Raw genomic sequence first — 22664 nt, 5'->3', positions numbered from 1 at the left:
TTGGTCCTTGGATACGGCGGCTTTTGCCAGCCCCCGCCATTCCCGCTACCATCCCACCAACGCCGCCCCACCAACGGCGCGACACACCAGCCGTGGGAACCTCCCCATCGACACACCGCCCCCTTATGGCCCGGTTCGGCCCGACGAGATCGACGCCGTTGCCCGCCTCGCCCACCACGGCTTTGGCCTGCCCCGCCCGATCTTCGACCGCTACGCCGATCTGTTTGGCGTGGACCGGTTGCGCGTGCTGCGAGCCACGGGTCCAACCGGACGCTGTGAACCGATGGCTTGCGCCGCGCATTGGCTGGTCAATCAGTGGTTTTGTGGACAGCCGGTGTCCACGCAAGCCATCGCCATGGTGGCGGTGGATCCAACCCGGCGAGGGGAAGGTCATGGCAGCGCGCTGATGCGCAACCTGTTGGCCGAAGGGCGGGCGGCGGGGGCCGCGCAGGCGGTGCTGTGGCCGTCCACCCTGCCTTTCTACCAGCGGCTTGGGTTCGGTCGGGGCGGTGTCGCTTGCCGTTGGAGCGCCCCGCCGGCACTGCTGACCCCATTGCGTGGCATCGAATGGGATGATGGCGCGATTCTGCCCGCCGACCCGCGAGACGCCACCCCGCTCGCCGCCATCCGCCGCCGGATGCTGGAAGACGGCAACGGCCTGATCGAACGGGATGAAACGCTATGGTCCCTGGCCCTGTGCCCGGACGGCGACCCTGCCGCTCTGTTCCTGTTGACCGGTCCCAGCGGTGCCGAAGGTTACATCGCACTCTCACCGCCCCAGAGTCGGCGGTTGCAGGTGGCCGACCTGTGCGCTGCCACCCCGCGCGCCTTGCAACTGGCCCGTCGGTTGTTGTCCGGCTACCGGGCACAGGCGGACCACGTGGTGTGGCGCGGCGGCCCAGACGAATCGCTGCCCCTGCTCGCCTCTGACCTGGGAGTGGAGTTGGAGCAGCGAGAGGAATGGTTGCTCCGCATTCTCGACGTCCGGCGGGCCTTGACCGCGCGCGCTTATCCAAGCGACATCGATACCGTCGTTGCGTTTGCCATCAACGATCCACTCTTCCCCGAGAACAACCAAACATTCCATCTAAAAGTTGCAAAATCCAAAGGCGAAATCATTCTTTGCATGAATGACAACGCCCCGACTGCAACTTTGGGAATTGACGCGTTCTCCAGCCTCTACAGCGGTCATGCCAGCGCGAAGGCGCTTTGGCAGGCTGGTTTGCTGTACGGTAAAGAAAAGATTATCGCACCGATGGAACGGTTGTTTTGCGGACCCCGCCCCTGGATGGTCGATCGTTTCTGAAATAGGGATTGGTCCTGACCTGCATCAAAGCGAAAATTAACCTCCTGTGCTCCAATAAGGACTTAGAGACAGAAAACCCACCATCGGCCTGCGGGGAGTCCCTCTTTCATGACGATCGGAACACGGATTGCGCTCGGTTTTGCCACCGTGCTGCTTCTGACGGTTGCCGTCGCGTTCGTTGGCTGGAACAGTCTGAGCACCTATGCGGAGCGGGTCGACCTTGCCGCTCACACCGCCGAGTTGGACGCGCGTCTCAAGTCAGTCCGCATCGAGGAGGCGCGCTTCGTCACAGAACGCGACGCCAAGGCGGCAACCAACGTGCCGGGCATGCTCGAAGCCTTGCGTGCTGAGGCCCAAGAGACCAAAGCCGGGCTGGCCGACGCGGACAGCCGTCGTTTGGTGGACGACATCCTGGCGGGAATTGATGGCTACCGCGCCGCCTTCACCGCCTTCACCACCCAGGATGGCGAGGCCCATGCGCGCACCGCCAGCATGGAAACCCGCGCCCGCGCGTTGAAGGACATCGCAGAGAAGATCGGCAAGCAGCAATCCGACCGCTACGACCAGAACATCGTCAGCCAGAAGGAGGCGGACACCGCCGCCTTTCACAGTCTGGAAACCACCGATCGCGCCAACAAATTGATCGAACGCGTGCAGGAAGCCCGACGGCTGCAAAGCGAGTTTCTGCGCACCGGAGAGGTCGGCCTGACCGACCAGATCACCACCGCCATCGGCCAATTGATCGACGCCGCCGAGGCGGTGGAAAAGGATCTGGCCGGAACCAACGACGAGGATCTGGCCAAGGAGATCACCGCCGACAGCCGCGCCTACAAGGACGCCTTTGCCGCGATGCGCGCCATGAGCGCCGCCATCCCGGCGGACCGAGCCACCGCCGTCGATCAGGCCGCCAGGGAAATCCAGACCCACGCGCAGGAACTCCATGAAAATCAGGCGATGGTCTCGGCCGCCCTGCGCGAAGCCTCCAATTTCGCCCAAAGCGAGGTGAACGAAGCCGTTCTGCTGCGTGGCCTGGCCACGCGCCTGGTGCAGGGTGTGCAATCGGCGATGCTGGGTCAGCGGGATTTCCTGCTGACCGGTTCACCCGACTCACAAACGACCGTTACCTCTGCGGTCAAGGACATCCTGGACACGGCGGGCAAGGCGGGGGCTTTGCTGGTGGATAAGGAAGGGCGCGCGCTGATCGCCACCGCGACCGATGCGGCCAAAGCCTTTGACAGCGAATTTGTGGCCCTGGTGACGACCATCCAGAAGCAGCACGAATCGATGAGCGCCATGGCCAAGGCGGCGGGTTCGGTCAGTGATCTGGTCGGGCGTCTGGTCACGCTCCAACGGGAAGACCGTGAAACGGGGCGGGCCAACTCCAGCACCGTCATCATCATCGGTTCGGCGGTGGCCCTTCTGCTGGGGGCCTTGATGGCCTGGGTGATCGACCGTGCCATCACGCACCCGCTTCACGCGATGACCGCCGCGATGAGCCGCTTGGCCGAAGGCGATCTGAGCGGCGACATCCCCGGCAGTGACCGCAAGGATGAACTGCGGGCCATGTCGCGCGCGCTGTCGGTGTTCAAGGACAACGCGTTGGAAATGCAGCGGATGGAGCGTGAACGGGAGGACATGCGCCGCCAGATCGACGCCGACCGTCGCCGCACCATGAACGAATTCGCCAACGGCTTTGAGCAAGCGGTGTCTGGGGTGGTCAATTCGCTGACCGAATCGGCCTCCACCCTGGGGCGCGACGCGCAGGAAATGTCGTCGGACGCCCAGTTGACGACCAAGAAATCCTCCGCCGTCGCCACCGCCTCGGAACGGGCAACCTCCAACGTGCAAACCGTGGCGGCGGCGGCGGAGGAACTGTCCTCCTCCATCGCCGAAATCTCCCGCCAATTGAATGCCAGTTCGCAGGCGGCCGCAGGGGCGGCGGAAAAGGCGGTTCAGACCAACGGAATTGTCGAGGGACTGTCGCACGCTGCCGAACGCATTGGGCAGGTCGTCGGCCTGATTGGTGAAATCGCCGAGCAGACCAATCTCCTGGCGCTCAACGCCACCATCGAAGCCGCGCGCGCGGGAGAGGCCGGCAAGGGCTTTGCTGTCGTCGCCACGGAAGTGAAGAACCTTGCAGGCCAAACCGCCAAAGCGACGGAAGAGATCTCCGCCCAGGTCGCCGACATGCAAACCGCCACTGTGGGCGCGGTGGAGGCAATCCGCACGATCTCCGACGCCGTGACCACGATCAGCGGGACCGTCACCGACATCGCCCACGCGATGGAGCAGCAAGGGTCCGCCACCCGCGAAATCGCCCAAAATGTGCAGCAAGCCGCCGAAGGCACACAGCTTGTGATGCAGAACATCGCCGACGTGACCAACGCCGCCAACAAGACCGGTGGGGCCGCCGACGCCGTTTTGCAAGCCAGCCGCACCCTTGCCACCCAGGCTGACCGCCTGCGCGGGGAGGTTCAGGGCTTTTTGAACAAGGTCCGCATGAGCTGACCCCTCACCACACCGGGGCTGGCTTTTGCAAGCCACCTCAGGCGGCGCTGGTCCAGCGACGGATCGGTTGATGCGACAGGGCGGAGTTGCCATAAGCCGGAAGGCTTGTCACCTCCGCCCCGATCCAATCGGGCAACGCGATGATCTGGTTGGGATCGCGCAACTCCACCTCGGCGATGACCAACCCAGCGTTTTCACCCTCGAACACGTCAATTTCCCAGCACAAGCCATCCTGGTCGTACCGATACCGGGTTTTTTCGATCAGCCGACCTTCACAGGAATGTTCCAGAATCCGGCGGGCCAGATCGGGCAAAAGGGGAAACTCCAGCTCTTCCCGGCAGGCTCCGGTTTTGGCTGACTTCATCGTCAAGGTCGCCTGCCCGTCGGCCAGCCGGACCCGCACGGTGGTTTGCCCGTCACGCGGCAGATAACCTTGTATGATGTGGACGCCGCTCCGGCACAAATGGCTGATGTTCTTGCGAACCAGGAAACGCCGCTCAATCTCCAGCGCCATGACCACGCCTTTCGGACCATCCACGTGAAACCTAGACAAAGCCAAAACGCCCAGCAAGCGGCAAAGGCCTGCGCCATCAAATCATCATGGTTCAGCCACCGGACCATGATGATTTCCGCCGAATGCAAAATCGAACCAATCGAAAGGGTCCACCATGATAATCATGCCTGATCATGACCGCTGAACCTCCCGAAATTGGTCCCTGGCTGGCTTGGCTCATCCTGATGGTGACGTATGTCCTTCCGTTGCTCCACGTCGTAACGGCACGCTCCGGCGGTGCGTGGCAAGCACCACCGGGCAGTGGCTGTCCATTCGGGCCGCGACTCGGCTGGCTGGTGATGGTGCTGTTGCTGGGTCCAATCGGGTGGCTCCTCTTCGTCCGTCGACAACGACACTCCCCACCACGGTGTTGACCACCGCAGCCAGACGCTGCGGCGCAACATTGAGCGCGCCAAAAACAGACAAACGCTGAACCATGCGTTATGCTGCCCCGCAATCCGATGCACCAAGCAAATCGGACAGGACCAAAACAACAAACCCGAGGGATTCGAGAATGGACACTCCGCTGTGGCGCCCAAGCGAGGAGCGCGTCACCAATTCCAACCTGACCGCCTTCCGGACGGCGGCCAACGCGCGTTTCGGCCTTCGTCTGGACGATTACGAGGCGCTGTACAACTGGAGCATCGCCGAAAAGGAACGCTTCTGGCGCTTCCTGTGGGACTGGGCCGGGCTGACCGGTGATCTGGGTGCGGTTGATCTGCTGGACGGCGACAAGATGCCGGGTGCCCGCTGGTTCCCGGAAGCCAGCCTGAGCTACGCCGAAAACATGCTGGCCGCGCTGCCCGCGGGCGACGCCGTGGTGTTTTGGGGCGAGGACAAGGTCAAGCGCCGCTGGTCGGGGGCCGAGCTGGTCGCCACCGTTTCCCGTCTGCAACAGGCGTTGAAGGCGCAGGGCGTGGGCAAGGGCGACCGTGTGGCCGCCATCATGCCGAACATGCCCGAAACGCTGGCCGCGATGCTGGCCACCGCCAGCCTGGGCGCGGTCTGGTCCTCCTGCTCGCCCGATTTCGGCGTGCAGGGCATCGTGGACCGCTTCGGCCAGATCGAACCCAAGGTCGTGTTCGCGCCGGACGCCTATTGGTACAACGGCAAGAGCCACGACGTCCGCGCCAAGCTGACTGAGGTGCTGGTCGATCTGCCCAGCGTGCGCACCGCCGTGATCGTGCCCTATGTGGACGCTGCCCCGGATCTGTCCGGCCTGCCCAAGGCGGTTGATCTGAACGCGTTCGTGGCCCCCTTCCCCGCCGCCGAACCGACCTTCGAGCGGGTCGCCTTCGACCACCCGCTGTTCATTCTCTATTCGTCGGGGACGACCGGGAAACCGAAATGCATCGTCCACGGCGTGGGCGGGACCCTGCTGCAACACGTCAAGGAACACCGGCTGCATTGCGATCTGAAGCCGGGCGACCGGCTGTTCTACTTCACCACCTGCGGCTGGATGATGTGGAACTGGCTGGTCACGGGGCTGGCCAGCGGCACGACGCTGGTTCTGTATGACGGCTCGCCCTTCGCCCCCAACGGCAACATCCTGTTCGATTACGCCGATGCCGAACAGGTCACGCTGTTCGGCACCTCGGCCAAATTCATCCAGTCGCTGGAAAAATCGGGGCTGGAGCCGATCAAGACCCATTCGCTGGCCAGCGTGCGCACCCTGACCTCCACCGGGTCGCCGCTGATGCCGGAGAATTTCCAGTTCGTCTACCGCGCCATCAAGGCCGACGTGCATCTGGCCTCGATCAGCGGCGGGACCGACATCATGTCCTGCTTCGTGCTGGGCAACCCGATCGCTCCGGTGTGGATGGGTGAAATCCAGACTCGCGGCCTGGGCATGGCGGTGGAGGCGTTCGACGACCATGGCCACGCCGTGCGCGGCGAAAAGGGCGAACTGGTTTGCACCCGCCCGTTCCCCAGCATGCCGATCGGCTTCTGGGCCGATCCGGATGGGGCGAAATACCGCGCCGCCTATTTCGACCGCTTCCCGAACGTCTGGGTCCATGGCGATTTCATCGAACAGACCGAACATGGCGGCTGGGTGATCTATGGGCGGTCCGACGCGGTGCTGAACCCCGGCGGTGTCCGCATCGGCACGGCGGAGATTTACCGCCAGGTCGAGCAGTTCCCCGACATCATGGAGGCGGTCTGCATCGGCCAGGATTGGGACGGCGACGTCCGCGTCGTTCTGTTCGTGGTGCTGCGCGAGGGGCTGACGCTGGACGCTGCGTTGGAAAAGGCGATCCGCACCCGGATCAAGGACAATTGCTCGCCGCGCCACGTCCCGGCGAAGATCGTCCAGGTGACGGACATCCCGCGCACCCGCTCGGGCAAGATCACCGAGCTGGCGGTGCGCGACGCCGTGCACGGCCGCCCGATCAAGAACACGGAGGCGCTGGCCAACCCGGCAGCCCTCGACGAGTTCCGCGAACGGGCCGAACTGGCGGGTTGATGGGCTCGCACCGATGACACGTCCGGCCCTGTTTCTCGATCTGGATGGCGTGCTGGCCGATTTCGACCGGGGCGTCGTCGCGGTGACGGGGCGGCGGCCGGACGAACAGCCGGTTGCCTCCATGTGGCGGGCGCTGTCCCGCCACGCGGATTTTTTCGGCTCGTTGGCCTTCACCCCGGACGGGCGGGATCTGTGGGACTTTTGCGCCCCGCACCGCCCGACCATCCTCACCGGCCTGCCGCAAGGCCGTTGGGCCGCCCCGCAGAAAGTCCGCTGGGTCGCCGAACGGCTGGGGCCGGGGGTCCCGGTCATCACCTGCATGACCCGTGACAAGCCGCTCCACGGCGGACCCGGCGCGCTGCTGGTCGATGACCGTGAAAAAACCCGCGCGCCGTGGGAAGCGGCGGGCGGGCTTTTCGTTCTGCACCGCAACGCGGTGGACAGCGTGGCGGCGCTGCGGGCGCTGGGCTTCTGATCCCCCACCGCCCGCCGCACCCCCAAGCGTCAACCGGGCAGCGCCTGCCGCTCCTCGTGACGGGTCTTCAACAGCGAGACCAACACGCCACCACCGATCAGACCCAGCGTGATGCTGAGCGACAGCAGCGGGTCGAGCTTGCCGAAGAATTCGGCGTAGAAGATCTTCGAACCGATGAAGACCAGCACCAGCGCCAACGCCACCTTCAGATACCGGAAGCGGTGGACCATCGCGGCCAGGGCGAAATAGAGCGCGCGCAGGCCAAGCACGGCGAAGATGTTGCTGGTGTAGACCAGATACGGGTCGGTGGTGATGGCGAAGACCGCCGGGACGCTGTCGACGGCAAAGACCAGATCGGCCAGCTCAACCATCACCAGCGCCAGGAACAGCGGGGTCGCCATGCGCCGGATGCGGCCCGACGCGTCGGGCTGGCTGACAAAGAACTTGTGCCCATGGAACTGGTCCGTCACCGGCAAGCGACGCTTCAGGAAGGTCAGCACCGGGTTGTGGGCGATGTCCGGCTCGCTGTCCTTGCCCAGCAGCATCTTGATGCCGGTCAGCAGCAGGAACGCGCCGAACAGATACAGGATCCAATGGAATTCCGCGATCAACGCCGCGCCCGCGCCGATCATCACGCCACGCAGCACCACCACACCCAGAATACCCCAGAACAGTACCCGGTGCTGGTAAGCGCGCGGCACGGCGAAATAGGTGAAGATCAGCGAAATGACGAACACATTGTCGAGCGACAGGCTCTTTTCAACGAAATAGCCGGTGTAATAGAGAAGTGCCGCTTCATCGCCCATCGACCACCAGACCCAACCGCCGAACAGCACGGCGATGGCGATGTAGAACGCCGACAGGACCAGACTTTCCGTCACGCCGATTTCACGGTCACGACGATTCAGAACCCCCAGGTCAAGCGCCAGAAGCGTCACGACGACGCCGAGAAAGGCCAGCCAGACCCAAAGGGGTTTCCCCAGAAAATCCACCAGAAAGGATGCGTAGAGAGTGTCCATGGAGACAAGCCACTTGATGGCGCTGCGTCAGCGGTGAGATCAAGAGGTTCCGACATCGCGACCGACGCCTCGGTCGCCAGAGGGGCCCGGACCCAAACATCCCGAACATGGGGACGCCCGCCAAAAGATCAAGTCATCGACACGCGCCGCGAGTCGTCTTATTTCAGCGCGGTAACAGAATGGGGGTGCCACCGACACCCGCCCCATTCCACCCGCGCCCGGTTCCACCACCATAAATGATGCGAAGAAACGACCGGAAAAGTCACCATCGGTTGCCTTTTTGGTCTTCTCGCTTGTGTCATGTCCGCCGTTCTGCCAATAACTCCCAAAAACCGAAACCAACCGACCCAATGGAGTGTCGAATGAATCAAGCTGAGCTGATCGAAACCGTCGCCACCAACGCCGGCATCAAGAAGGCCGATGCGGCCAAGGTCGTTCAGGCGGTGTTCGAGGGCATCAGCTCCGCGCTGGGCCGTGGCGAGGACGTCCGTCTGGCCGGTTTCGGCATCTTTGAAGTGGCCGAACGCGCCGCCCGCGAAGGCCGCAACCCGCGCACCGGCGAAGTGGTGGCCATCGCCGCGTCGAAGGCCCCGAAGTTCAAGCCCGCCAAGCAGCTGCGCGATTCGGTGAACGGCTGATCCGCACCCACACCGCACACGGAGTGCCGTCATGACCATCGACTTCTCCGATCTGCAATCGCTGACCGCCAAAGTGGTGGCGGCCTATGTCGGCAACAACACGGTGTCTGTTCACGATCTGCCGTCGTTGATCCACAACGTCCAAGCCGCGTTCCGCAGCCTGGGCGATGAAAAGCCCGCCGCATCCAAGCAAGAGCTGATTCCCGCCGTTTCGATCAAGAAGTCGGTGACGCCGGAATACATCGTGTGCCTGGAAGACGGAAAGAAGCTGAAGATGCTCAAGCGGCATCTCAAGACCGTTTACGATCTGACCCCGGACGAGTACCGCGCCAAGTGGGGCCTGCCGCCGGAATACCCGATGGTCGCCCCGAACTACGCCAAGGCCCGGTCGGAAATGGCGACCAAACTGGGGTTGGGGCGCAAGCGCAGCTCTGTGGATTGACCGTTCTGACAGTGCAGTTTGCAAGCGGCGCGCTCTTGCTGGCGCGCCGCTTTGCGTTTCGCCTTTCGCAAGCTGCGGCAAAATGTCACTTCACCCCCTGACTTCTGCTCCACTCTGTTCAATTGGCTCCATTTGCTGGCATTTTCCCAAAATCTTTTAAACACGCTCAAATTGCCATTTGGAGAGTGCGTCAATGTCGAGTGCTTCCCAAACTCAATCAATCTCAGACCGCATCACTTTCTTGCGGATTGACGAAGCGACCAAAGCCGCGCTGCGCGAATTTCAACCCCATTTGGCCCAGAAGATCGATTTTATCCTTGATGAATTCTATTCTTACCTACGCGGCGTTCCAAACGTTGCTTCCCTGCTCTCAAACCCATCAACGGTTAGCCGGGCGCGGGATTTGCAAAAACAGCATTGGCTGCGCAACGTCTTCACCGGAACTTTTGATGAATCCTACGTCACGCAGGTGCTGAAGATCGGCCAGACCCATCAGCGCATTGGCCTGGAGCCGCGCTGGTATACGGGGGCCTATTGCTTCACCCTGAACAAGCTGATTGATCTGGCGACACAGATTTACCGCAAGAAGCCAGAAAAATTGGCTGTGCTCCTGCAATCGATCAACAAGGCCGTGTTCCTGGACATGGATCTGGCGACCTCTGTTTACATCGATCTCAACACCGCCGCGATCATCACCCGCGAGTTGGGGGCAACCGCCGACAGCTTCGAACGCGAGGTCAAGGGCGTGGTGCAAGCGGTGGCGACGTCCGCCCACCAACTCCAGGTATCGGCGGGGACCATGAGGCGCACAGCGGAAACCACCAGCCAGGAATCGACCCAAGTGGCCGCCGCCGCCGAACAGGCGGCGGTCAACATCCAGACTGTTGCGGCGGCGGCGGAAGAATTGACATCTTCCATCCGCGAGATCAGCCAACAGGTGACGCAGTCCGCCGCCATTGCCGGTGAAGCGATGACAGAGGCCGAACGGACAAACGCGACCGTTCAAGGTTTGGCCGACGCGGCCAGCAGGATCGGCCAGGTGGTCAAGCTCATTCACGACATCGCCAGCCAAACCAACCTGCTGGCGCTGAACGCCACCATCGAAGCCGCACGCGCCGGTGAGGCGGGCAAGGGCTTCGCCGTGGTCGCCAGCGAAGTAAAAAGCCTCGCCAACCAGACCGCCAAGGCGACCGAGGAGATCAACGCGCAGATCAATGCCGTGCAGAGCGCAACACAGGAGGCGGTGGGAGCCATCCGCTCCATCTCCGGCACGATCTCCCGCATCAACGACATTTCCTCCTCCATCGCGTCCGCCATGGAGGAACAGGGTGCCGCCACGACCGAAATCGCCCGCAACGTTCAGCAGGCCTCAGTCGGCACCCGTGAGGTCAGCGAAACCATCGTGCGCGTCAACCAATCGGCCAGCAATGCGGGATCTGAGGCCGAGCGGGTGCTGGAAGCAACCAATGGTCTGAGTCGGCAGGCTGAAACACTGGGGGCGGAAGTTGACCGCTTCCTGACACGCGTGCGCGCTGGCTGAACAGCGCGCCAACGATACAAAGGAAAACCTGGAAGACATCATCGCACGAGAGGGAGCGTCCAATCGAACGCTCTCTTTCGCACGTTGTCGTCAGTGTGCAGCCATCGCTGCGTGTCAGACGATGGTGCGAATGACCATATCGCTGACCGGCATCTTCTCCGCCTGTGCAGACCGCAGCGCATCACTCGGGCTGTTCCAATGGCAGCGCCCGCTCACCGTCACCAGTTCCCCATCTCGCAACATCACGCACAGACCGGTTTGGCCGAGGCTCACAATCCGCAACATAGCCCTATCCATTGTTTGCGGGATCGAAACCGCCGCGTCCCACGCAATTCGCAGTCAATGCAAAAGCTATGAAATTGCCCGTACCGGGTCAAATTGATTCACATTGACGATGGGATACGACCGCTTCGACGCGGCTGTCCATACGCTCACTCCGCCGCCAGCGCAAAAGACACCAGACGGGCGGGACGGCGTCGGGGCAGATGAATGCGCGCCGCGTCCAGGATGCCCGCCAATTCACGCAAGGCGTCGGTGGCCAAACTCAACGCCATCACCGGCAGCCAGCGGTCGAACAGTTGGGCCGCCGTGTCCCCATCCCCGCCCTGGATCGCCGCCAGCGCGTCCAGCATCGCCGCCTCGTCCGCGCTGACCCGCGTGCAGGAGGGGGCGCAGACATCCGGCCGGGCCGCGTTGGCGACGGAAAAGGCACCCAGAAGGGCAAACAGCGGCAACAGCGCGGTGTTGGGCACGCCCGCGATGTTCAGACCGATCCGCATCGACGCCATCGCCCCGGCGGTCCCGGTGCGGAACCATTGGCGGATGCCGGTCAACAGCGCGCGTTCGGCCGCCGTCAGGTCCATCACCGTCCAGGGCGACGGACGCCCCATCCCACCCGTTTCGCACATCGACCACGCTCCTTCGCTGGGTTGCGGAGCGCACTCTACCCCACCACCTTACGAATTGCGAGTCATTCTTATTTGCGAAATTGTCGCAGGCACAAAACGGCCCGCCTCTCCATCAGGACAGGCGGGCCGTTCCGGTCGTCAGGCGGTTGCGTCAGCGATCACTCGCCCAATCAACCGCCCAATCACCCATCAACTCACTCGGCAGCCACCGCGTCGGCCCCGGCGGGCGGGGTCCAGCGCAGGATCGGCTTGCGGGCCGCCGCCGTTTCGTCCAACCGGCGGCGCGGGGTCAGGCGCGGGGCCGCTTGGAAATAGGCCACATCGCCGCCCTTGGCCCGTTCGGCCAGCGCGCGCAGCGCGCCGATGAACTGATCCAGGCTGGCCTTGCTCTCGGTCTCCGTCGGCTCGATCAACAGCGCCCCATGGACGACCAACGGGAAATACATGGTCATCGGGTGGAAACCCTCGTCGATCAACGCCTTGGCGATGTCGAGCGTGGTGACGCCGGTCCCCTTCAGGAACCGGTCGTCGAACAGGCATTCGTGCATGCACGGACCGTCGAAGGAGGCCGTCATCACGTCCTCCAGCTTGGCCATCACGTAGTTGGCGTTCAGCACCGCATCGCCCGACGCCTGCCACAGCCCATCGGCACCGTGGCTGAGCATGTAGGACAGGGCGCGGGTGAACATGCCCATCTGCCCATGGAACGCCTTCATCCGGCCAAAGGCCGGGCCGTCCCCGGCCTCCTCGACCAGCGCGAAGCCGTTCGCGCCGTGGGTGACGTAGGGAACCGGCACATAGGGGGCCAGCGCCTCGGAGAACACCACCGGACCCGACCCCGGACCGCCACCGCCATGCGGGGTGGAGAAGGTCTTGTGCAGGTTGATGTGCATGACATCCACGCCCAGGTCGGCCGGGCGGACCCGCCCGACGATGGCGTTGAAATTGGCACCGTCGCAGTAGAAATAGCCGCCCGCCGCGTGCACCGCGTCGGCGATGGCGATGATGTCCCGCTCGAACAGGCCGCAGGTGTTCGGGTTGGTCAGCATCAGACCGGCCACATCCGGCCCCAGCTTGGCCTTCAGCGCGTCGAGATCGACGCGGCCATCGGCGGTCGCCGGGATCGATTCCACCGCATAGCCGCAAGCAGCGGCGGTGGCCGGGTTGGTGCCGTGGGCGCTTTCCGGGACCAGGATCTTGGTGCGGGCGCTGTCGCCCTTGGCCTCATGCGCCGCACGGATCGCCATGATGCCGCACATCTCGCCATGGGCACCCGCCGCCGGGGCCAGCGTCACCGCCGCCATGCCGGTCAGGGTCTTCAGCCAATGGGCCAGCGCGTCCATCAACTCCAACGCACCCTGCACGGTGCTGATCGGCTGGAGCGGGTGCACGTCGGCGAAGCCCGGCAGCCGCGCCATCTTCTCGTTCAGGCGCGGGTTGTGCTTCATCGTGCAGGAGCCGAGCGGGTACAGGCCGCTGTCGATGGCGTAGTTCTTCTGCGACAGGCGGGTGTAGTGGCGCACCACCTGCGGCTCGGCCAGACCGGGCAAGCCGACGCTGGCGCGCGGCTTCACCGCCCCCAGCCGCGTGGCCACCGGGGGGATCTCCGGCAGATCAACACCGCAACGACCCGGCGCGTCCTGCTCGAAAATCAGCGGCTCTTCGATCTGAAGGCCACGGTTGCCGGTGATGGTTCCGGTGACGGCGTTGGTGCTGGCCAACGCGGGAATGGCCGAGGGGCGGCCCTGGGAATTCATGCTCATGACAGAACCTCAGCAAGCGCCGTGGCGAAGGCGTCCATGTCGGACTCGGTGTTGGTCTCGGTGACGGCGGCCAGCAGCAAATCGTCCATCTCGCCCGGATACAGGCGCGACACCGGCACACCGCCCAGAATGCGGCGGGCGGCCAGCGCCTCCACCACCCCGGCGGCGGGCTTGGGCAGCTTCACGGTGAATTCGTTGAAGAAGCTGTCGTTGACCACCTCAACCCCCGGAACCGCCGCCAGCTTGTCGGCCATCTGCACGGCCTTGGCGTGGTTGAGCTGCGCCAGATGGGTGATCCCCGCCTCGCCCAGCAGGCTGACATGGATCGAGAAGGCCAGCGCGCACAGACCGGCGTTGGTGCAGATGTTCGAGGTCGCCTTTTCGCGGCGGATGTGCTGCTCGCGCGTCGACAGCGTCAGCACGAAGCCGCGACGGCCATCGGCGTCCACCGTCTCGCCGCACAAGCGGCCCGGCATCTGACGAACATATTTGTCCTTCACCGCGAACAGCCCGACATAGGGGCCGCCGAAATTCAGCGCGTTGCCAAAGGACTGGCCTTCCGCCGCAACGATGTCGGCCCCCATGTCGCCCGGCGGGGTCAGCAGGCCCAGCGACAGCGCTTCCGTCACCACGACGATCAGCAGCGCGCCCTTGGCCTGGCAGACCTTCGCCAACTCCGAATAATCGCGGACATGGCCGAACACGCTGGGATTCTGCACGACGACGCAGGAGGTCTTGTCGTCGATCTGGGCGGCCAGATCCTCCACCCCGGTCGGATCGGCGGGGAACGCCACGGCGTCGAAGCCGATGAAGCGGGCGTCGGTGGTGGTGGTGTCACGGTAATGCGGGTGCAGGCCGCCGGACAGCAGCGCCTTTTTGCGCCGCGTCACCCGGTTGGCCATGATGACGGCCTCGGCGCAGGCGGTCGCACCGTCATACATGGAGGCGTTGGCCACATCCATGCCGGTCAGCAGCGACACCTGCGTCTGAAACTCGAACAGGACCTGCAAGGTCCCCTGGCTGACCTCCGGCTGGTACGGCGTGTAGGCGGTCAGGAACTCACCGCGCTGGACCATGTGATCGACGGTGGCCGGAACATGGTGGCGGTAGGCACCGGCCCCCAGAAAGCTGGGGACCGACCCGGCGGCGATGTTCTTGGCGGCCATCGCGCCCATCAGGCGCTCGACCTCCAATTCGCCCATGTGGTTGGGCAGGCCCCCGATCGGGCCGGACAGACGGGCGGCTTCGGGGACATCGCGGAACAGATCGTTCACCGACGCCGCGCGGGTGGCCGCCAGCATGGACTGCCGGTCGGCCTCGGTCAGGGGCAAATACCGCATGTTAGTGCGATTCCTCCACAAAGGCCGCGTAGGCGGCTTCGTCCATCAGCGCGTCGAGCTGCGACGGATCGCTGAGCGTCACCTTGAAGAACCAGCCATCGGTTTCCGGCGCGCTGTTGGCGAGCGACGGATCATCGACCAACGCCTGGTTGGCTTCGGTGACGGTGCCGGACACCGGGCAATAGACGTCGCTGGCGGCCTTGACCGACTCGACGACGGCGGCTTCCTTGCCCTGCTCCAGGACCCGGCCCACCTCGGGCAGTTCGACGAACACGACGTCACCCAACTGGCCCTGGGCGAAGTTGCTGATGCCGATGGTGGCGACGTCACCCTCGACGCGCACCCATTCATGGTCCTTGGTGTATTTGACGGTCATTGTGATCCCCTGTTCAAACGCGGATGTGTCTGACAACGAAAGAGTCGAAGCGGCCCAATCAGCCCCGGTATCAGCCCCGGTAATAGCGCTGCGGCACGAAGGGCAGCGCGGCAACGCGGGCGGGCAGCGGCTTGCCGCGCACCATCAGCGTCAGCGGCGTGCCGACGGCGGCGTGGGCGCGATCGACATAGCCCATGGCGACCGGCGCGCCCGCCGTGGGGCCAAAGCCGCCGCTGGTGATCTCACCGATCTTGGTGCCGTTGGCGTCGAGAATGTCGGTGTGCTCGCGGGCGGGCTGGCGGCCTTCCGGCTGGATGCCGACGCGGCGGCGCGAGGCCCCGTCCGCCAGTTGCTGCACGATGATGGCGTGGCCGGGGAAGCCGCCTTCGGCGCGGCGGCGCTTGGGCAGCGTCCATTCCAGCGCGCCGTCCACCGGGGTGGTGGTGGTGTCGATGTCGTGGCCGTACAGGCAAAGCCCGGCTTCCAGACGCAGCGAGTCGCGGGCACCCAGCCCGATGGCCTCCACCTCCGCCTCGGCCAGCAGGGCGCGGGCGATGGCCTCGGCGGCGTCGTTCGGGCAGGACAGCTCATAGCCATCCTCGCCAGTGTAGCCGGAGCGGGTCAGCGTCACCGGCACGCCGTTGAATTGGGCGCTGCGGCAGCTCATGAAGGGCATGGTCGCGGCTTCCGGCACGAAACGCGCCATCACCTCGGCCGCCATCGGGCCTTGCAGGGCGAGCAGCGCCAGATCGGCGAGGTATTCAACCTCGACCAGACCGGCCAGCTTGCCGCGCAGATGGGCGATGTCCTGCTCCTTGCAGGCGGCGTTGACCACCAGGAACAGATGATCCCCGGCGTTCGTCACCATCAGGTCGTCGAGGATGCCGCCCTGCTCGTTCAGGAACAGCGTGTAACGGGTGCGGCCAACCGCCAGCCCCTTGATGTCGCCGGGAACCAGCGTTTCCAGCGCCGACGCCGGATCGACCCCGGCCGAAGCGATTGGCTTCAGACGGACTTGGCCCATGTGCGACACGTCGAACAGACCGGCCTTGTCGCGGGTGTGCTGGTGCTCCTTCAGGATGCCCAGCGGGTATTGCACCGGCATGTCATACCCGGCAAAGGGGACCATGCGGGCACCCAGCTCGACATGCAGCGCGTGCAGGGCGGTGGTCTTGATGGCTTCGGTGGAGTCGGTCACGCTGGCTCTCCGGCATAAGGGACGCGCCCGCGCCGACCCTTCGGCGCGAGAGATTGCCCCCTCTGTCTTGGACCTGAGAGATTCACCGCACGCGCGCCAAGGCCGGTGGCCTGGGACGAACGCGCCGGTTTACTCCTTCGGTGAGGCACGACGCGCGAGCGCGCGTGTCTGCTTTCCAGAGTTGCCTTATCCCCTTGCGGTCCTTGCTGCCTGAGAGTTTCCGGGGGCGGTTGCTCCTTCGGCGCCACCGTTTTGCCACCCGTGGTCCCGGGCACCGCAACGGCGATCTCTCCCGCGAGGGATCATCAGCGTGTTGTTCGCACACTGTCGCGGATAGGCATGTTTGTCAATCAGAGGATCGAGCGGTCGTGGAAAACACGGAAGACCTCATTTTTCCTATTTTAGGAATTTTATCTTTACAGAACAGCCAAGGACGGCCATCCTTCGACCGCGCGCTTCAAACGGCTGGCCAGCCACCTCCTTCACGCGCATCGATCCATTTTTTGAACGGAGCGCCTCCATGGCTACCCAGACTTTCAACCCGTCCGACCTGTCGCAATCCGCCACGAATTGGGCGGTGGCCCAGCGCATCGTCGGACCCTTCGCCCCGCACGCCCAGGTCACGCCGAATCTGACCCTGGCGCTCGACCCCGGTTTTCTGCTGAGCGGCACGACCCTGACCGAAGTCAACGCGCAGAACGTCGGCCCCTTCGCCCCGCCCTCGTCCGGTTTTCGCATCGACCGCGTGGTGATTGACCGTTCGACCGGTGCCGCGTCCATCGTCACCGGTGCCGCCAACAGCCTGACCCCGCCCGCCATTCCCACCGGCAAGCTGCCGGTTGCCCGCGTCATGCTGGAACCAACCACGGCGGCCATCATCAACGAGATCGTGGTGGACGAACGGGCGCTGAGCGACCTTAACCCAGTGTCGCTGAATGTCTCTTTCCGCGCCAACATGAACAATGTTCATCAGACTGGAATTGCCTCATCCACCTGGACGAAAATCAACTTCTCGACAACCGATTTCAATGTCGGGGGTGCCTTCGATACTGCGACTTCACGGTTCAAGCCTCTGACGGCCGGCAACTATCTGGTTACGGGCAAGGGCGCGATGACGATTAGCCCCGGCTATCAGCTCAGCCTCGCTATCTACAAAAACGGCGCGATGTATTCGCTGGTGACGAATTACACACCGTACAGCAGCGGCGTTTACACTTCGGTTTCCGATTCCGTGGTGCTGAACGGGTCGACCGACTACATCGAACTCTGGTGCCAGACCAACAACGCCGGGTCCAACACGCTGTTGGGCGACACCCCGAACACCAGCTTTACGGCTACCCGGATCAGCTGACGTGTGATGCAACCGGTAGCCGTCAGGGCTGCCGGTTGCGGGAAATGCAATTGTTCAAGACACTCCCCTTGCATTCCTTGCTGCCTGAGAGTTTCCGGGGTGGTTTCTCCTTCGGCACCACCATCCTGCGATCCGTTCCCGGACCATCTCAACAGCAATCGCCCGCGAGGGATCATCAGCGTGTTGCCCGCACACCGTTGTGCACGGGCAAGAATATCAAGCGGAGGATCGCGGCGCTGTTGAAATTCCAAACAACGCCAATTTTCCAATTATGGGAGAAATCTTAACATTGGAGCCGCGCCCCCCGTTCGCGCGGAAAACCGGATGGGGATCCCCCGTCTTCGCATCGCGGCGAGACCAGGGATCCCCCCTTCACATCACTTCAAATCCAAATGGCTGCCGTCGCAAAAAGGCGGTTTCTTGGTCGCCTTGCAGCCGCAGAAACGGGCCTTCATCGTCGTGGCCGGGGCGAACTTCATCGGTTCGAACCCGGTTCCGGTGTGGCTGCCGTCGCAGAAGGGCTGCTTGGCGCTGCGACCGCACCGGCACCAGTAATAGGTCTTTCCCGCCTCCATCTCGACGGTGAAAGGCTCCTTGGACGCAACGACGGGGTTGGCCATTCAACTCTCCCTTGGCGGTTGGCCCGATCATCGGGCGGCTACGGGTGGTTGGAAAACTGGAACCGGCGACGACGGAAGCGGGGCTGACGGTCAGCGTTTCAACTGGGCGCGGTTGAAGGCCAATTGCTCCGGCGTCAACTGGAAGCCAAGATAGACCTTCCAATCCTTGGCGTTGGCATCCTTGGGCAACGGAATCTTCGGAGCCAGTTCTTCCTTGCTGCCAGAGCGCGGCTGACCGGCGGCAAAGGTCACGTCGGTGTCGAAAAAGGCCTTTGACACAATCGTGTCGTCCGGCTTGGCCAACGCGACAAAATACTGATAGCGGGCGCTGTCGCCCTTCATGGCCGGGCCACGCTCGGCGATCAGATACAGATTGACGTTCACCGTCACGCCGCTGCTGGTGTAATCGCACGTGCCCGCGAAATCGGCCAGCGCCGCGCGCGATTCCATATCGTTCAAGTCGCGCCCGCCGGAACGGAGCAACGTCACTTCGGACAGATCACGGATGATCGACACCTTCGGGCAGGCCAGCGCCGCCTCCGCCGCAGATGGGGCGGACAGCCCCAGATCGGCGCAGCCGGACAGCCCCACGGCGGCGGTCATCGCCGCCAGCGCGAGCAGGCGCGTCCGGGCCGGGCTTTTCAGAGAGGGGGCAGCTGTATTAGGGTCGCGGCGGCGGTCCATCGGTTCGGCCTGATCGGTTGGATCGAAAGGTGTGCGGGTGACTTTAGAGATCCCGCGCAACCGGCACAAGGCCATGCGACGGCTTTGTTTCCTGTGACCGTTTTGACAATGGCGAACCTGAGAGCGACATGACCAACCCGGCTTCCCTGACGATCCTTCTCGCCGCCCCGCGCGGTTTTTGCGCCGGTGTGGACCGGGCGATCCAGATCGTCGAAACCGCGCTGGAGCGGTACGGCGCGCCGGTCTATGTCCGGCACGAGATCGTCCACAACCGTTTCGTCGTCCAAAGCCTGGAAGCCAAGGGCGCGGTGTTCGTCGATGAATTGACCGAGGTGCCGGACGGCGTGCCGGTGGTGTTCTCCGCCCACGGCGTGCCGAAATCGGTGCCGGAGGCGGCGGAGGCGCGCGGCCTGTTCTACCTCGACGCCACCTGCCCGCTGGTCAGCAAGGTGCACCGCGAGGCCGAACGGCATTTTTCCGAAGGCCGCCAGATCGTGCTGATCGGCCACGCCGGACACCCGGAGGTGATCGGCACCATGGGCCAACTGCCCGAAGGGGCGGTGGTGCTGGTGGAAACGGTGGCCGATGTGGCGCGGATCGTGGTCGATGATCCGGACAATCTGGCCTTCGCCACGCAAACCACCCTGTCGGTGGACGAAACGGCGGACATTCTCGCCGCCCTTCAGGCCCGCTTTCCCGCCATCGCCGGGCCGAAGAAGGAAGACATCTGCTACGCCACCACCAACCGTCAGGCGGCGGTCAAGGCGATCGCGCCCAAGGTGGACGCGCTGCTGGTGCTGGGCGCGCCCAACTCCTCCAACTCCAAGCGGTTGGTCGAGGTGGCGAAGGTCCATGGCTGCCCCGCCGCGCAACTGGTCCAGCGCGCCAGCGACATCGATTGGTCGGCGTTGGCCGGGGTCACGCGGTTGGGAATCACCGCCGGGGCGTCGGCCCCGGAAATCCTGGTCGAAGAGGTGATCGAGGCCGCCCGCGCCCGCTTCACGGTGACGGTCGAGGAGCTGCGCACCGCCACGGAAAACGTCGTGTTCAAGCTGCCCCGTGCCCTGGTCGAGGATGTGGTGGAGCGGGACTGAGCAACAGCCCCCTTCCCTTTCCCGCTTCTGAGCGCGCGCCGCCGCCCTTCAGGCCTGTGGTTTTACGGCCCCTTGCGGCGGCGGCCCGGCTTTTTCTGCGGCGCGCCTTCGGGGATGCCGCGCCCCTGGCGGGCGGTGCTGATGCCGATGCTGCCGGGGGCTTCCAAGCCCAGATCCATGGCTTCCAGGCGGCGCAACTCGTCGCGCAGGCGGGCCGCCTCCTCGAATTCCAGATCGGCGGCGGCGGCGCGCATGCGTTTTTCCAGATCGGCGATGACGGTTTTCAGGTTGTGGCCAACCAGTTCGGTGGCGTTCAACCCGGTTTTCACCGTCACATGGTCGCCGCGCTCATAGACGCTTTCCATAATGTCGCCGATCGCCTTCTTCACCGACTCCGGCGTGATGCCGTGTTCCAGGTTGTAGGCGTGCTGCTTTTCGCGCCGCCGGGCGGTTTCGCTGATCGCGTATTGCATGCTGTCGGTGATCTTGTCGGCGTAGAGGATCGCCCGGCCTTCGATGTTGCGCGCCGCGCGGCCGATGGTCTGGATCAGCGAGGTCTTGGAGCGCAGATAGCCTTCCTTGTCGGCGTCGAGGATCGCCACCAGCGCGCATTCGGGGATGTCCAGCCCCTCGCGCAGCAGGTTGATGCCGACCAGCACGTCATAGGCCCCCAGACGCAGATCGCGGATGATCTCGATCCGCTCCAGCGTGTCGACGTCGGAATGGATGTAGCGGACGCGCAGCCCCGACTCGTGCATGTATTCGGTCAGCGCCTCCGCCATCTTCTTGGTCAGGGTGGTTACGAGCACGCGATAGCCCTTCGCCACCACCTCCTTGCACTCCCCGATCAAATCATCGACCTGGGTTTCGGTGGGGCGGATGATGACCTCGGGGTCGATCAGGCCGGTGGGGCGGACCAACTGTTCGCTGAAGACGCCGCCGGTGCGCTCCATTTCCCAATTGCCGGGGGTGGCGGAGACGAAGACCGTCTGCGGGCGCATCGCCTCCCACTCCTCGAACTTCAGCGGGCGGTTGTCCACGGCGCTGGGCAGGCGGAAGCCGTATTCGACCAGCGTTTCCTTGCGCATGCGGTCGCCCCGGTACATGCCGCCGATCTGCGGCACCATGACGTGGCTTTCGTCCACGATCAGCAGGGCGTTGTCGGGCAGATATTCGAACAGGGTCGGCGGCGGTTCGCCCGGCGCGCGGCCGGTCAGGAAACGGGAGTAGTTTTCGATCCCGGCGCAGGAGCCGGTGGCCGCCATCATCTCGATGTCGAAGGTGGCGCGCTGCTCCAACCGCTGCGCCTCCAGCAGCTTGCCTTGGGCGTTGAACGCCTCAAGCTGCTCCTTCAGCTCCTTTTTGATCGCGCCGATGGCCTGATGCAGCGTCGGCTTCGGGGTGACGTGGTGGCTGTTGGGGTAGACGCGCACGGCCTCCAACCCGGCCAGCTTTTCACCGGTCAACGGGTCGATCTCGTGGATCGCCTCGATCTCCTCGCCAAACAGCGAGACGCGCCACGCGCGATCCTCCATGTGGGCGGGGAAGATCTCCACCGTGTCGCCGCGCACGCGGAACAGGCCACGGCCAAAGGCGGCGTCGTTGCGCTTGTATTGCAGCTCGGTCAGTTTGCGCAGCAACTCGTGCTGGGGGATCACCTCCCCCTTGCGCAGGTCAAAGGTCATCTCCGAATAGGTTTCGACCGAACCGATGCCGTAGATGCAGGACACCGACGCGACGATGATGACGTCGTCGCGCTCCAGCAACGAGCGGGTGGCGGCGTGGCGCATCCGGTCGATCTGCTCGTTGATCGAGGATTCCTTTTCGATGTAGGTGTCGGTGCGGGCGACGTAGGCTTCCGGCTGGTAATAATCGTAATAGGAAACGAAGTACTCCACCGCGTTGTCGGGGAAAAAACTCTTCATTTCCCCGTAAAGCTGGGCGGCCAACGTCTTGTTGGGGGCCAGCACCAGCGTCGGGCGCTGCACCGTCTGGATCACATGCGCCATGGTGAAGGTCTTGCCCGACCCGGTGACGCCCAGCAGGACCTGATCACGTTCCCCGCGCACCAGCCCGTCGGTCAACTCCGCAATGGCGCGCGGCTGGTCGCCCGCCGGAACATAGTCCGACGAAATGATGAACCGCTTTCCAGCCTCCAGCTTCGCAAAGGACTTGGCGGGGATGGGGGACAGGACGGGGTTGGCCATGGCGGGGATCGGTCCGGGTCGGTGGTACGGAACAGGAACCGATTATATGGGCCGACCAGGGCCGTCTGTCGAGCGATGCGGCACCATCACCGCAGGGCTATCGCATTTGGCCGAGGATGGCTCTGGCGTATTCGTCGGACCAACCTGCCCGCTTTCGCCTGGCTCGGATTGAGTCGGT

General features: G+C 64.1%; 20 protein-coding genes and 1 riboswitch. Of the genes, 9 read left to right on the top strand and 11 right to left on the bottom strand.

From position 1 onward, the window contains the following. Positions 1–7: 7 nt before the first annotated feature. Together EJ903_RS10430 and EJ903_RS10425 are read left to right on the top strand one after the other, a co-directional pair. Positions 8–1306, top strand: a complete 1299-nt coding sequence (locus EJ903_RS10430; RefSeq protein ID WP_246015431.1) for a GNAT family N-acetyltransferase — start codon at positions 8–10, stop codon at positions 1304–1306. 108 nt (positions 1307–1414) lie between these two features. After that, positions 1415–3814, top strand: coding sequence for a methyl-accepting chemotaxis protein (locus tag EJ903_RS10425; protein WP_126614866.1), 2400 nt, complete (start codon positions 1415–1417; stop codon positions 3812–3814). 37 nt (positions 3815–3851) lie between these two features. On the opposite strand, the gene EJ903_RS10420 is transcribed toward EJ903_RS10425, so the two are convergent. Then, a complete protein-coding gene (locus EJ903_RS10420) occupies positions 3852–4328 on the bottom strand; it encodes a CYTH domain-containing protein (RefSeq protein WP_126614864.1) in 477 nt (158 codons plus the stop codon). A 553-nt stretch (positions 4329–4881) separates the two neighbouring features. On the opposite strand from EJ903_RS10420, the gene EJ903_RS10410 reads away from it, so the two are divergent. Both EJ903_RS10410 and EJ903_RS10405 read left to right on the top strand, forming a co-directional pair. Then, the gene (locus EJ903_RS10410; RefSeq protein ID WP_126614860.1) at positions 4882–6831 is read left to right on the top strand and encodes an acetoacetate--CoA ligase; all 1950 of its coding nucleotides are present in this window, start codon (positions 4882–4884) and stop codon (positions 6829–6831) included. A 13-nt stretch (positions 6832–6844) separates the two neighbouring features. Further along, complete coding sequence (locus tag EJ903_RS10405; protein ID WP_126614858.1) at positions 6845–7306, top strand: HAD family hydrolase; 462 nt, start codon at positions 6845–6847, stop codon at positions 7304–7306. A gap of 29 nt (positions 7307–7335) precedes the next feature. On the opposite strand, the gene EJ903_RS10400 is transcribed toward EJ903_RS10405, so the two are convergent. After that, positions 7336–8325, bottom strand: coding sequence for a TerC family protein (locus tag EJ903_RS10400; protein ID WP_126614856.1), 990 nt, complete (start codon positions 8323–8325; stop codon positions 7336–7338). A 362-nt stretch (positions 8326–8687) separates the two neighbouring features. On the opposite strand from EJ903_RS10400, the gene EJ903_RS10395 reads away from it, so the two are divergent. From EJ903_RS10395 to EJ903_RS10385, 3 genes are all read left to right on the top strand, one after another. Beyond that, the gene (locus tag EJ903_RS10395) at positions 8688–8963 is read left to right on the top strand and encodes an HU family DNA-binding protein (protein ID WP_085556605.1); all 276 of its coding nucleotides are present in this window, start codon (positions 8688–8690) and stop codon (positions 8961–8963) included. 31 nt (positions 8964–8994) lie between these two features. Beyond that, entirely contained in the window at positions 8995–9405 is a 411-nt protein-coding gene (locus EJ903_RS10390; RefSeq protein WP_126614854.1) for a Ros/MucR family transcriptional regulator, read from the top strand. A gap of 193 nt (positions 9406–9598) precedes the next feature. Further along, complete coding sequence (locus EJ903_RS10385) at positions 9599–10945, top strand: globin-coupled sensor protein (protein WP_126614852.1); 1347 nt, start codon at positions 9599–9601, stop codon at positions 10943–10945. A 114-nt stretch (positions 10946–11059) separates the two neighbouring features. Here EJ903_RS10385 and EJ903_RS26965 read toward each other — a convergent pair whose 3' ends face one another. The 6 genes from EJ903_RS26965 to gcvT form a co-directional block, all read right to left on the bottom strand. Further along, on the bottom strand, positions 11060–11230 hold the full coding sequence (locus EJ903_RS26965; RefSeq protein WP_158627917.1) for a hypothetical protein: 171 nt from the start codon (positions 11228–11230) through the stop codon (positions 11060–11062). 146 nt (positions 11231–11376) lie between these two features. Continuing rightward, the gene (locus tag EJ903_RS10380; RefSeq protein WP_126614850.1) at positions 11377–11853 is read right to left on the bottom strand and encodes a hypothetical protein; all 477 of its coding nucleotides are present in this window, start codon (positions 11851–11853) and stop codon (positions 11377–11379) included. Between the two features lie 194 nt (positions 11854–12047). Further along, complete coding sequence (gene gcvPB, locus EJ903_RS10375; protein ID WP_126614848.1) at positions 12048–13616, bottom strand: aminomethyl-transferring glycine dehydrogenase subunit GcvPB; 1569 nt, start codon at positions 13614–13616, stop codon at positions 12048–12050. Beyond that, positions 13613–14956: an aminomethyl-transferring glycine dehydrogenase subunit GcvPA gene (gcvPA, locus tag EJ903_RS10370; RefSeq protein ID WP_126614846.1), complete on the bottom strand. Its 1344-nt coding sequence runs from the start codon at positions 14954–14956 to the stop codon at positions 13613–13615. The genes gcvPB and gcvPA overlap by 4 nt, the downstream gene beginning before the upstream one ends. Before the next feature lies 1 nt (position 14957). Beyond that, positions 14958–15332 (bottom strand): glycine cleavage system protein GcvH, encoded by a 375-nt coding sequence (gene gcvH, locus EJ903_RS10365; protein WP_126614844.1) that lies wholly within the window; start codon positions 15330–15332, stop codon positions 14958–14960. A gap of 70 nt (positions 15333–15402) precedes the next feature. Beyond that, positions 15403–16530, bottom strand: a complete 1128-nt coding sequence (gene gcvT / locus EJ903_RS10360; protein WP_126614841.1) for a glycine cleavage system aminomethyltransferase GcvT — start codon at positions 16528–16530, stop codon at positions 15403–15405. A 187-nt stretch (positions 16531–16717) separates the two neighbouring features. Beyond that, positions 16718–16835: riboswitch (glycine riboswitch) on the bottom strand. A gap of 215 nt (positions 16836–17050) precedes the next feature. On the opposite strand from gcvT, the gene EJ903_RS10355 reads away from it, so the two are divergent. Continuing rightward, positions 17051–17881 (top strand): hypothetical protein, encoded by an 831-nt coding sequence (locus tag EJ903_RS10355; protein ID WP_126614839.1) that lies wholly within the window; start codon positions 17051–17053, stop codon positions 17879–17881. A gap of 377 nt (positions 17882–18258) precedes the next feature. On the opposite strand, the gene EJ903_RS10350 is transcribed toward EJ903_RS10355, so the two are convergent. Next, positions 18259–18501, bottom strand: a complete 243-nt coding sequence (locus EJ903_RS10350) for a CDGSH iron-sulfur domain-containing protein (protein WP_126614837.1) — start codon at positions 18499–18501, stop codon at positions 18259–18261. A gap of 90 nt (positions 18502–18591) precedes the next feature. Next, positions 18592–19260, bottom strand: a complete 669-nt coding sequence (locus EJ903_RS10345; RefSeq protein ID WP_246015428.1) for a hypothetical protein — start codon at positions 19258–19260, stop codon at positions 18592–18594. 53 nt (positions 19261–19313) lie between these two features. Here EJ903_RS10345 and ispH point away from each other — a divergent pair, with 53 nt between their 5' ends. Next, positions 19314–20279 carry a 4-hydroxy-3-methylbut-2-enyl diphosphate reductase gene (ispH, locus tag EJ903_RS10340; RefSeq protein WP_126614835.1) on the top strand — a complete coding sequence of 322 codons (966 nt, stop codon included), beginning with the start codon at positions 19314–19316 and terminating at the stop codon, positions 20277–20279. A 62-nt stretch (positions 20280–20341) separates the two neighbouring features. Here the strand turns inward: ispH and uvrB are convergent, their stop codons facing one another. Next, positions 20342–22486, bottom strand: coding sequence for an excinuclease ABC subunit UvrB (gene uvrB, locus EJ903_RS10335; protein WP_126614833.1), 2145 nt, complete (start codon positions 22484–22486; stop codon positions 20342–20344). Positions 22487–22664: the final 178 nt, after the last annotated feature.

The organism is Azospirillum griseum (genome assembly GCF_003966125.1).
Taxonomy (GTDB): Bacteria; Pseudomonadota; Alphaproteobacteria; order Azospirillales; family Azospirillaceae; genus Azospirillum; species Azospirillum griseum.
This window is presented reverse-complemented; position numbering and strand designations above follow the sequence as displayed.

Bases quoted from the DNA above. Each gene is read 5' to 3' on its own strand.
- EJ903_RS10425 (WP_126614866.1), top strand. From the start codon at position 1,415: ATGACGATCGGAACACGGATTGCGCTCGGTTTTGCCACCGTGCTGCTT.
- EJ903_RS10420 (WP_126614864.1), bottom strand. From the start codon at position 4,328: ATGGCGCTGGAGATTGAGCGGCGTTTCCTGGTTCGCAAGAACATCAGC.
- EJ903_RS10410 (WP_126614860.1), top strand. From the start codon at position 4,882: ATGGACACTCCGCTGTGGCGCCCAAGCGAGGAGCGCGTCACCAATTCC.
- EJ903_RS10405 (WP_126614858.1), top strand. From the start codon at position 6,845: ATGACACGTCCGGCCCTGTTTCTCGATCTGGATGGCGTGCTGGCCGAT.
- EJ903_RS10400 (WP_126614856.1), bottom strand. From the start codon at position 8,325: ATGGACACTCTCTACGCATCCTTTCTGGTGGATTTTCTGGGGAAACCC.
- EJ903_RS10395 (WP_085556605.1), top strand. From the start codon at position 8,688: ATGAATCAAGCTGAGCTGATCGAAACCGTCGCCACCAACGCCGGCATC.
- EJ903_RS10390 (WP_126614854.1), top strand. From the start codon at position 8,995: ATGACCATCGACTTCTCCGATCTGCAATCGCTGACCGCCAAAGTGGTG.
- EJ903_RS10385 (WP_126614852.1), top strand. From the start codon at position 9,599: ATGTCGAGTGCTTCCCAAACTCAATCAATCTCAGACCGCATCACTTTC.
- EJ903_RS26965 (WP_158627917.1), bottom strand. From the start codon at position 11,230: ATGTTGCGGATTGTGAGCCTCGGCCAAACCGGTCTGTGCGTGATGTTG.
- EJ903_RS10380 (WP_126614850.1), bottom strand. From the start codon at position 11,853: ATGTGCGAAACGGGTGGGATGGGGCGTCCGTCGCCCTGGACGGTGATG.
- gcvPB (WP_126614848.1), bottom strand. From the start codon at position 13,616: ATGAGCATGAATTCCCAGGGCCGCCCCTCGGCCATTCCCGCGTTGGCC.
- gcvPA (WP_126614846.1), bottom strand. From the start codon at position 14,956: ATGCGGTATTTGCCCCTGACCGAGGCCGACCGGCAGTCCATGCTGGCG.
- gcvH (WP_126614844.1), bottom strand. From the start codon at position 15,332: ATGACCGTCAAATACACCAAGGACCATGAATGGGTGCGCGTCGAGGGT.
- EJ903_RS10355 (WP_126614839.1), top strand. From the start codon at position 17,051: ATGGCTACCCAGACTTTCAACCCGTCCGACCTGTCGCAATCCGCCACG.
- EJ903_RS10350 (WP_126614837.1), bottom strand. From the start codon at position 18,501: ATGGCCAACCCCGTCGTTGCGTCCAAGGAGCCTTTCACCGTCGAGATG.
- EJ903_RS10345 (WP_246015428.1), bottom strand. From the start codon at position 19,260: ATGGCCTTGTGCCGGTTGCGCGGGATCTCTAAAGTCACCCGCACACCT.
- ispH (WP_126614835.1), top strand. From the start codon at position 19,314: ATGACCAACCCGGCTTCCCTGACGATCCTTCTCGCCGCCCCGCGCGGT.
- uvrB (WP_126614833.1), bottom strand. From the start codon at position 22,486: ATGGCCAACCCCGTCCTGTCCCCCATCCCCGCCAAGTCCTTTGCGAAG.